Origin of the sequence: Actinomadura soli (assembly GCF_005889715.1) — a bacterium.
GTDB classification, from domain to species: Bacteria; Actinomycetota; Actinomycetes; order Streptosporangiales; family Streptosporangiaceae; genus Spirillospora; species Spirillospora soli.
The window spans coordinates 1-9,404 of record NZ_VCKW01000292.1; the positions used below are offsets into that span (position 1 = coordinate 1).

Annotated in this window: 10 protein-coding genes; 3 read left to right on the plus strand and 7 right to left on the minus strand. The window is 73.3% G+C overall.

What is annotated here, in order from left to right:
- Window positions 1-43: 43 nt before the first annotated feature.
- Window positions 44-382, minus strand: coding sequence for a zinc-binding dehydrogenase (locus ETD83_RS35450; RefSeq protein ID WP_138649575.1), 339 nt, complete (start codon window positions 380-382; stop codon window positions 44-46).
- Window positions 383-405: 23 nt separating this feature from the next.
- On the minus strand, window positions 406-990 hold the full coding sequence (locus ETD83_RS35455; RefSeq protein ID WP_138649576.1) for a Uma2 family endonuclease: 585 nt from the start codon (window positions 988-990) through the stop codon (window positions 406-408).
- Window positions 991-1,145: 155 nt separating this feature from the next.
- Here ETD83_RS35455 and ETD83_RS35460 point away from each other — a divergent pair, with 155 nt between their 5' ends.
- Window positions 1,146-1,709 (plus strand): DUF1707 SHOCT-like domain-containing protein, encoded by a 564-nt coding sequence (locus tag ETD83_RS35460; RefSeq protein WP_138649577.1) that lies wholly within the window; start codon window positions 1,146-1,148, stop codon window positions 1,707-1,709.
- A gap of 111 nt (window positions 1,710-1,820) precedes the next feature.
- Window positions 1,821-4,373, plus strand: coding sequence for a hypothetical protein (locus ETD83_RS43110; protein ID WP_171064621.1), 2,553 nt, complete (start codon window positions 1,821-1,823; stop codon window positions 4,371-4,373).
- Window positions 4,374-4,606: 233 nt separating this feature from the next.
- Here ETD83_RS43110 and ETD83_RS35470 read toward each other — a convergent pair whose 3' ends face one another.
- Together ETD83_RS35470 and ETD83_RS35475 are read right to left on the minus strand one after the other, a co-directional pair.
- Window positions 4,607-4,792, minus strand: a complete 186-nt coding sequence (locus ETD83_RS35470) for a hypothetical protein (protein ID WP_138649578.1) — start codon at window positions 4,790-4,792, stop codon at window positions 4,607-4,609.
- A gap of 148 nt (window positions 4,793-4,940) precedes the next feature.
- Window positions 4,941-5,132, minus strand: coding sequence for a ferredoxin (locus ETD83_RS35475; RefSeq protein WP_138649579.1), 192 nt, complete (start codon window positions 5,130-5,132; stop codon window positions 4,941-4,943).
- A gap of 126 nt (window positions 5,133-5,258) precedes the next feature.
- Between ETD83_RS35475 and ETD83_RS35480 the strand changes: the two genes are divergently transcribed.
- Window positions 5,259-5,978, plus strand: coding sequence for a class I SAM-dependent methyltransferase (locus ETD83_RS35480; protein WP_138649580.1), 720 nt, complete (start codon window positions 5,259-5,261; stop codon window positions 5,976-5,978).
- Here the strand turns inward: ETD83_RS35480 and ETD83_RS35485 are convergent.
- Genes ETD83_RS35485 through ETD83_RS35495 form a run of 3 tightly spaced genes read right to left on the minus strand, consistent with a single transcriptional unit; the run spans window position 5,965 to window position 9,171 of the window.
- Complete coding sequence (locus ETD83_RS35485) at window positions 5,965-7,077, minus strand: glycoside hydrolase family 15 protein (RefSeq protein ID WP_138649581.1); 1,113 nt, start codon at window positions 7,075-7,077, stop codon at window positions 5,965-5,967. The two genes, ETD83_RS35480 and ETD83_RS35485, sit on opposite strands and share 14 nt — an antisense overlap.
- Complete coding sequence (locus ETD83_RS35490) at window positions 7,067-7,831, minus strand: class I SAM-dependent methyltransferase (RefSeq protein WP_171064622.1); 765 nt, start codon at window positions 7,829-7,831, stop codon at window positions 7,067-7,069. Before ETD83_RS35490 ends, ETD83_RS35485 begins: the two co-directional genes overlap by 11 nt.
- Window positions 7,832-7,890: 59 nt before the next feature.
- Window positions 7,891-9,171 (minus strand): glycosyltransferase family 4 protein, encoded by a 1,281-nt coding sequence (locus ETD83_RS35495; protein WP_230421397.1) that lies wholly within the window; start codon window positions 9,169-9,171, stop codon window positions 7,891-7,893.
- Between the last annotated feature and the right edge of the window lie 233 nt (window positions 9,172-9,404).

The window sequence follows — 9,404 nt, forward strand, 5'->3', positions numbered from 1 at the left end:
GAGCTCGTCCGTTGAATGGTGGTGGGTGGGGGCGGGAGGACGGTCAGCCGACGGTGAGGACGATCTTGCCGGCGACGCGGCCGGTCTCGCCCCGCTCGTGGGCCTGCGCGGCGTCCTCCAGCGGGAAGACCGAGTCGATCTCGGCGCGCAGCGACCCCGCCTCCGCGAGCGCGGCGAGCCACGTCATCGCGTGGAAGTCGGGCTCGACCAGCAGCGTCTCCGCGCGCACCCCGGCCGCCCCGGCGTCGATCGCGTCGAGCCTGCTGAGCACGAGCGACACCAGCACGCCGCCCGGCCGCAGGGTGCGCAGCGAGCGCGGCCCGTAGTCACCGCCGATCGTGTCGATGACGATGTCGACGTCCTTGGCCTCAGTCTTCCGCACCGGCTACGCCGGGCGTGCGGCGGTCAGTCCATCTCGGAGAGGCGGGCCGGGTCGAAGGCCAGGGGATAGGGGCGGTCCAGGGTGATCGTCTCGCCGGAGCGGGCCTTGCAGGCCAGCTCGTACCGGCCGTCCACGAGTTCCAGGAAGGTGATGGCGGGACGGGGCTCCAGGTCGACGAGCCAGTAGTGGGGGATGCCGGTCGCGGCGTACTCCTCCACCTTGCGGACGCGGTCGATCTGCTCGTTCACGGTGCGGGGCGTGACGACCTCGGCGACCAGGAGGAGATCGGGCCCGTAGTAGGTGCGGGTCTGGCGCTCCAGGACGGCGCGGGCGGTGTCGCGGGTCACGGCGAAGACGTCCGGCTTGCGGACGCCGGCCGGGGTGGTCACGTCCTGCGGGGCCCCGGCGATGTGGACGTCGGCGTCCGCCTGGCGGGCCGCCTCCTTGAGGATCGCCTTGAGCTGGCCCGCGGCGTGGTCGTGCCACAGGTCGCCGGGCAGCTCGTTCAGCCAGCCGTCGGCCAGCTCGTAGCGGCGGCCGTCCTCGGGAAGCGCGTCCAGGTCGTAGAGCGTGTACGGACCATGCGTGCGGCCGAGCGTCCCGCCCATCGATCGTCCCCCCTCGGTGCTGGCCGCTTCCGAATCTAGCGGACGGACGTCCGGCGGAGCCGCAGGCAAGATCGCGCGCGTCGGGATGCGGTCAATGTCTCGAAAACCGAGGGGCGAGGGGTTACGATACATCTCGTCTTGAGGGGAGAGATGCGATGAGCGTCGAGCAGCAGACCCAGGCCGTCCGCGCCTCGGACCGCGACCGCGACGAGATGCTCGTCCGGCTGCACACGGCCTTCGCGGTGGGACGGCTGAGCGAGGCGGAGCTCGACGAGCGCATCGGCCTCGTGCTCGCGGCGCGCACGCACGGGCAGCTCTGGGCCGTGGCCGCCGACCTGCCGTCCGAGGACGCCCGGGTCGTCCGGGAGGGCTCCGAGCGGGCGCCGGCGGGACGCCTCCAGGTCGCCTACAAGGGTTCGCTCAAGCGGGCCGGACGCTGGCGGCTGCCCGAACGGTCCACGGTCGCGGTGTACAAGGGCACCGGTCTGCTGGACCTGCGCGCCGCCGAACTGGACGCGCAGGTCACCGAGCTGCGGGTGCTCGCCTACAAGTCCACGGTCGAGATCGTCGTCCCGCCGGGCATCCGCGTGGAGGCGGACGGCGTGGGCGTCTCCGCCGAGGTCCACGGGGTCCCGCCCGCCGGCGCGCCGGTCGTCCATATCCGGGGTTATGCCTACAAGGGGGCGATCGAAGCAAAAGATCGTATACGCCGGGCGTGAAGTGATAGAACGCTCCCGCGGCCTCATCGGCCGCCGTTCACGCGGATGTCCGTACATGGACCAGCGTGGCGCGATTTGATGGTGGTCCGACAGGACCGTGAAGGAGCGCGTGTGACGGCGAGGACCCCGGAGCAGGACGAGGCCCGGCGGACGGCCGAGGAGGAGCCCGCCGGCTCCCGCCAGGTCCGGCGGCGGCTGACGTTCGGCGTCGCCGGTGATCTCGCGGACATGCCCGCGGCGCTGTCGCCCTGGCAGCGCGCGTACGAGGCATGGCGCGCCGCCGGGCTGCGCTGGGGCCACGGCGCCCCGCCCCGCGAGCGCACCCAGCCGCCCGCGGAACCGCCCGCCGATTTGCCGGACGTTCCGAAGCCCGCGCCCCGCCAGCCCGCGCCCCGCCCGTCCGCTGCTCCGAAGCCTGCCGCTCCGGCGCCCGCCGCTCCGAAGCCCGCGGCGCAAAAGCCTCCCGCTCGTAGACCCGCGCCTCGTAAACCCGCAAGCGGGACGTTGCCCGATCCTCATGATGTGCTCGTGGCGGGGCCTCCGAGGCCGGCGGCCGAGCCCCGGCTCCGGTCCCGGCTCGCGGTCGCGGTGGGGCTCGTCGCGGTCGCCGGCGGTGTGATCGTCGGCGCGGCCCGGGGCGAGGAGCCCGTGCGGGCGGCCGGTGTCCCGGGGCCGGTGGCGGCGGACGCGCTGTTCGCCCCCGATCCCGCCGCCGCGACCGACGGGCTCGTCCAGGAGCTCACCGCCGTCGCCTCCACCGGCGGGACGGTCGTCGCCGCGGGCACCGAGGGCGACGGCGTCCCCGGCCGGGAGCGGGCCCGGTTCCTCGTCTCCGCCGACCGGGGGCGCACCTGGTCGGTCGCCGACGTGGGCACGGCGGACGGCTCGGCGCTCCCGAACGGCGACAGCCCGCGCCACGTCACCGGGACGGCGGGCGCCTGGCTGGCGCTCGGACAGGCGTCCGGCGGCGGCCCGGTGGCGTGGACGAGCGCCACCGCCGGCACCTGGACACGGCTTCCGCTCGGCGCGCCGTTCACGCCGTCCGACACGGTGAACGCCCTGACCCGCATCGATACCGGGTTCGTCGCGGTGGGCGCGTCCGCCGGCCGCGCCGCCGTGTGGACGTCCGCCGACCGCCGGACGTGGCGGCGTATCGACGGCCCCAAAGGGGTCAGGAGCCTTGACCGCGTGGCCTCGCGCGGGAACGTCCTGGTCGCGCACGGCACGTACGCCAGGAAGGTCACCGCGAGGAAGGGCGGGAAGAAGGTCACCCGCACCGTGCGCGGCGACGGCCTCTGGCGGTCCGCGGACGGCGGACCCACCTGGACGGTGGCCGCCGTCCCGCACGCCCTGGGCTCGTACGGTCCGACGAAGGGCCTGACGGCCGGCCCGGGCTGGTTCGCGACCGTCCGCGAGGGAAGGCAGGCGACGGGCCGGAACGATCGGAAGAAGAAGCGCCGGATCCAGCGCTTCGGCGTCCTGTTCACGTCGGCCGACGGCGTGAGATGGCAGGCGGCGAGCCGGTTCAACGGCCACGGCATCGAGCGGTTCGGCGGGAACGGCGGCCTGGCCGTCCTGGTGCGGGGCGCGAAGGGCGCGCGCAACGTGCTGCGGAGCGATGACGGCCGCACCTGGAGGTCGGGCGGCAGCGTCCCGGCGCCGGTGGAGAGCAGCGCCCTGACCGTCGCCGTCTCCACGCTCGTGGTCTCGGGGCGGCAGGGCAACGACGCCTACCTGTCCGGCGTGGATCTGTGGAGCGTGCCGGGCGCCGTCCGTCCGGAACGGTCGATCAGGTCGCTCGCCGCGGGGCCCGGACGTTCCGTCGCCGTGGGCAGCACCAACGGTGGCGCCGCGATCTGGAGCGCTCCCGACGGACGCGCCTGGACGCGGGCTCGGTTCCCGGGCACCGGCGGATGGCTCTCGGACGCCGTCCACGGAGCCAAGGGCTGGCTCGCCGTGGGGCGCACCTCCGGCGCGACTCCCGGCCCCCTCGCGCTGACCTCGCAGGACGGGACGACATGGCGGAAGTCGCCGTTCCCCGGCGGCCCGCCGCCCGTCGCGGTCACCTCCGGCCCGTCCGGCTACGTCGCGGTCGGGGCGGGCGCGGCATGGCGCTCGGCCGATCTCCGGGGATGGCGGCGCACCGTCCTGGACGGTTCCGCCACCGGGATCACGGCGACGGCGGACAAGTACGTGGCGGTCGGAGGCAGGGACAGGGCGCCCGCCGTGTGGACGTCCCCGGACGGCATGAAGTGGACGGCCGCCAAGCTCCCGTCCGGCCTCGCCACCGGCCCGCTCACCGAGGTGGCCGCCAACGGCAAGGTCCTGGTGGCGATCGGCGCCGGCGCCGCGCCCCTGGTCTCCGTGGACGGCGGGGCGACCTGGGCCCCGCAGGCCCTCGGCACGGACGTCACCGCCACCGCCGTCACGGCGACGCCGAACGGGTTCGTCGTGGCGGCGAGCACGTCGAAGGGGGACGGCGCCGTCCTCACGTCTGCGGACGGCGTCTCATGGAGCCGTCTCCAGGTTCCGGGCCTGTCGGGACCCGGCGATCAGCGGCTCACCGCGCTGGCCACCACCGGCTCCGCGGTCCTGGCCATCGGCAGCATGTCCGGCGCGCGTACGGAGAGCCCGCTTTTCTGGCATGCGCCCGTCCCGAAATAGGCGGCGTTCTCAGCCGTTGCAGCCGCAGGAGCATCCCTTCGGGCACGAGCAGCCGCCGCCATGTCCGCAACTACAGTCTTTTTTCGTCATGAGCGGAAAGTAACCTCTGCCCCACTTTGCGGTCTATGGCCGTGGCGCGATGAGGGGCTGTCGCGATGGACACGGGCCGTCCCGTGGGCGGGGATGAACGGACGGCCCGTGTCCTGCTCGCGAGGCCTCGAAGCCGAGGCCGGCTAGGCGCGGATGTGCAGGTCGACGCCCAGCAGAATCAGGAACCAGAGGAACACGGCCAGCAGTGCGCTGCCGACACGGCGGATCAGGCTGCCGTCGATGTAGCCGCGGTCCCATGCGATGAACAGGCCGATGATGAGGTAAATGAGGCCGACCAGGCTGATGTGCGGCCGGTATCGGGTCGCCATGTGGACGGTCTCCTCCCGTGGGGGGCTGGCGTCCCGTCGGTGCCCGCCGCAATCGGGCGAAAACGCTCGCCTTGTCCACGGACAGGCCATCAGCCCGCTTCCGGGCGGTCCGAAAACGGGATACCAGGTGAACGGGAGGTGACCGGTTCTACTCGTCCAGCGTCAGCGCGGCTTTCGGACACGACCGCACCGCGTGCCGGACGCGGTCCTGCTCCTCCGGCGGGACGTCCGGCGCCAGGATCCGCAGGACGTCCTCGTCGTCGAGGTCGAAGACCTCGGGCGCGAGGCCGACGCACACGGCGTTCGCCTCGCACACCAGCGGGTCGACTCGTACTCTCATCGCCTTCTCCGTTTCCCCGTCCTCGCCCGCCAACCACGAAAGTAGAACACGTTCCAGTATTGCTGGGCAAGGCTGCCCTCTCGCGCAAAAGGATGTCGTATATGGTGCCCGGACGGAGGGAGATCGATGACCGACACCGAGGCGTCCGCCGGCCCCGCGATGCCCGTGGAGCTGCTGCGCGCGGCGCGCCATGCCAAGGGCTTCATGCCCGACGACGAGGGCCTCGCCCTGTACGAGACGGCACTGCGGTACGGGGCGCACCTGGCCGGTGCCGCGCCGCTCCTGGAGGTGGGCACCTACTGCGGCAAGTCCGCCGTCTACCTGGGGGCCGCCGCCAGGACGGCCGGGACGATCGTGGTCACCGTCGACCACCACCACGGCTCGGAGGAGAACCAGGCGGGCTGGGAGCACCACGACCCGTCCCTCGTCGACCCGCGCACGGGACGGATGGACACGCTGCCCACGTTCCGCAAGACGATCGCCGCCGCCGGCCTGGAGGACGAGGTCGTCGCCGTCGTCGGCCAGTCCCGCACCGTCTCGGCCTTCTGGCGGACGCCGCTCGCCCTGCTGTTCATCGACGGCGGCCATGCGGAAGAGCACGCGCAGGCCGACTACGAGGGCTGGGCACCGCACGTCGCGGTCGGCGGGGCCCTCGCGATACACGACGTGTTCCCCGACCCCAGGGACGGTGGGCAGCCGCCGTACCACATCTACCTCCGGGCACTGGCGAGCGGCGCGTTCGAGGAACGTCGCGCCGCCGGCTCGCTCCGCGTCCTGGAGCGGGTCAACGACACCGACCCCCGCACGCCCGCCCCCGACAAGGCTGGCCCGGTCACATCCGGCTGACGGTGACGAGCGCGCAGCCGCACGCGATCGGGTCGGACGCCGCGCACGGCCCGAGCGGCCGTCCCGCGATCTCCTTGAAGAGCCGGGCGCCGGGCGAGGCGTCCGCCAGCGCGTCCGCCGCGAGGATCACCGCCGCCGCCGTGTAGGTGGAGCGGTCGCCGGGGAAGTGCCGCCGGTTCTCGAACTGCCAGCCCGTCCAGTACGAGCCGTCCTCGTGCCGCAGATGCTGGATGGTGGTGAACAGCGCCAGGGCCCGGTCGCGGTCTCCGGACGCGTCCAGCGCCATCACCAGCTCGCAGCTCTCCGCCGCCGTCACCCACGGCTGGTCGGACACGCAGCGGCAGCCGAGGCCGGGTACGACGAACGCGTCCCAGCGGTCCGCGAACCGCCGCGCCGCCGCCTCGCCTCGGACGGGGCCGCCGAGCACCGGGTAGTACCAGTCCATCGACCAGCGGCTCTTGTCGGCGAACGCCTCCGGATGCGCGGCCACCACATGGCCGAGCTGGTCGGCGGCGAGCTCCCACTCCGGCTGCGGCTCGCCGAGGTGCTCGGCGAGCGCGACCGCGCAGCGCAGCGACTGGTAGATCGACGAGCAGCCGGTCAGCAGCGCGTGGTCGGACGGGCGACCGCGCTCGTCCCGCATCCAGATGATCTCGCCGCGCCGGGTCTGCAGCCCGAGCGTGAAGTCGATCGCGCGCCGCACCGCCGGCCACATCCGCAGCGCGAACTCCTCGTCGCCGGACATCAGCAGCTCGTGCCAGACGCCGACCGCGACGTAGGCGGCGTGGTTGGACTCGCCGCCCGGCTCGGTGACCTCGCCGAGCACCCACTTCGCGGGCCACGACCCGTCCGGGCGCTGGACGCCGCGCAGCCACTCGTACGCCCGGCGGGCCTCCTCCCCGAACCCGGCGACGGTCAGCGCCATCGCCGCCTCGACGTGGTTCCAGGCGTCCACGTGCCCGGGAACGCCCCCCATCGGGGCGAACCAGGGGATCGCGCCGGACTCCTCCTGCTGCGCCGTGATGCTCCGGGCCGTCGCGACGACGTCGTCCGGCGACACGACCCCCGGCAGCGCGGGCAAGCCGGTCTCAGCCCGCATCCGCCGTCTCCTCGACCGGCGCCGCGGGCGCGGCGCCCGCCCCCGTGGGCTTGGCGAAGTAGACGACGACGCTCTTGCCGATCAGCGGGTTCAGCACGCGCTCGGCGAGGCGGGTGGCGGCGGGCCGCTTCATGATGTCCCACACCAGGACCTGGTGGTAGGCCTTCGCGAGCGGGTGGCCGTCGTTGTCCACCCCGACCGCGCACTTGATCCACCAGTACGGGGCGTGCAGGCCGTGCGCGTGGTGGTGGCCGCCGACCCGGAACCCGATCGACTTCAGCTTGGCCTCAAGCTCGGCGCGCGTGTAGATCCGCACGTGCCCGCCGGGCGCGGTGTGGTAGTCCTCCGAGAGCGCCCAGCACACCCGCTCCGGCAGCCAGCTCGGCACCGTCACCGCCAGCTTCCCGCCCGGCTTGAGGACGCGCATCAGCTCGCGCATGGCCCGCATGTCGTCCGGGATGTGCTCCAGCACCTCCGACGCGACGATCGCGTCGAAGTGGTCGTCCGGGAAGGGCAGGTCGAGCGCGTCGCCCTGCACGGTCTCGGCGGTCGCGTCCTCCGGGACCTCGCCCTCGGCGCGCATCGCCGCGAACATCTTCTCGACGCCGGAGAGCTCGCCCGCGTCCTGGTCGAAGGCCACGACGTGCGCACCCCTGCGGTACAGCTCGAAGGCGTGCCGTCCGGCGCCGCATCCCATGTCGAGGACGCGGTCGCCGGGGGTGACGCGGAACCGGTGGAAATCCACGGTCAGCAGGGTCGTGCTCCTTCCGTGCGGGGGACGCGGGAAAGCATTCCCTCAGGTGGCCCCGTGCCTCACTTGGTCCTGCGCGCGAGCCGCCGGTAGCGCTGCTGGGCGATGGCGGTCCGGTAGTGCTCGACCGTGGCCTTCGCCACGGCCGGCCAGGCGAAGCGCTCCTGGACGCGGGCGAACCCGGCGGCGCCGGCGCGTTCGCGCTCGGCGGCCGAGTCGTGCAGCCGGCGCAGCGTCGCGGCGAGCTCCTCCACGTCCCCGGGCGCGACCAGCACGGCCGCGTCGCCGACGACCTCGGGCAGCGCCCCGGCGCGGCTCGCGACGAGCGGCGTCCCGGACGCCATGTGCTCCACGGCGGGCAGCGAGAACCCCTCGTACCGGGACGGGACGACCGCGATCTCCGCGGACGCCATCAGCTCGCCCAGCTCCCCGTCGCCGATGCCGTGGACGAACCGGACCCGCTCGCCGAGCGCCAGCTCCCGCACGAGCTTGTCGGTCGGGCCGTCCTTCTGCGGCCGGCTCACGACGATGACGTGCACGTCCCGCTCGGTGGCGAGCTTGGCGACCGCGCGCAGCAGCACGTCCACGCCCTTGATCGGCGCGTCCGCGCTGGCCATGGCGACGATCCGGCCGGGCGTGCGCGGGCCGCGCGGGTGGAAGATCCGGGTGTCGACGCCGAGCGGCAGGATCTCGATGTCGCGCGGGTCGACCCGGAAGTCCTTGACGATGTCGACCTTGGACGACTCCGACACCGTCAGCACCGGCCCGATCCGCCGTGACACCTGCGACTGCATCGCGACGAACCCGTACCAGCGGCGCTTGCCGAGCTTCTGCTTGATCCCGCGCGCCGCCTCCAGCTCGATGCGGCGGTCGACGCTGATCGGATGGTGGATGCTCGTCACCAGCGGCAGCCCGAGCCGGGCGATGCCGAGGTTGCCGAGGCCGAGGACCTGGTTGTCGTGGACGACGTCGAAGTCGCCGCGCCGCCGCCGCAGCAGCCGCAGCGCCCGCAGGCTGAAGGTCAGCGGCTCGGGGAAGCCGCCCGTCCTCATGTGCGCGAACTCAAGGACGTCCACCCAGTCGTGGAACTCGCGGAGCGACGGGGTGCGGAACGGGTCGTCGTCGTTGTACAGGTCAAGGCTCGGGAGCTTGGTGAGGACGATCTCGTCGCGGTCCAGCTCCGGATACGGCTGCCCGGACAGCACCTCCACCGCGTGCCCGAGGTCGGCGAGCTCCCGGCTCAGATGCCGGAGGTAGACGCCCTGACCCCCGCAGTGCGGCTTGCTCCGGTACGAGAGCAGGGCCACCCGCAGCGGTCCCCCCGGCTCACCCGTCTCACCCACGCCAGCACCTGCCCACGCACCTCTCCCGTCAGCCGAGGGACGACGGGCGCACGCGCCGGCCGCTCCTTTGATGCCGTTGATGAAACTAGACCTTAGCCTCCGTACGTTACCGCCGAGTTCAATATTGGGCATGGCGTCCAAAAGTGTTTCGAAAAGCACACTGGGGCCGAGTCGGGCGATCTGGGTGCCTTCGTGCCCGGGCGGGGGCAGGTCGGGCGTGGTCAGGACGGGCG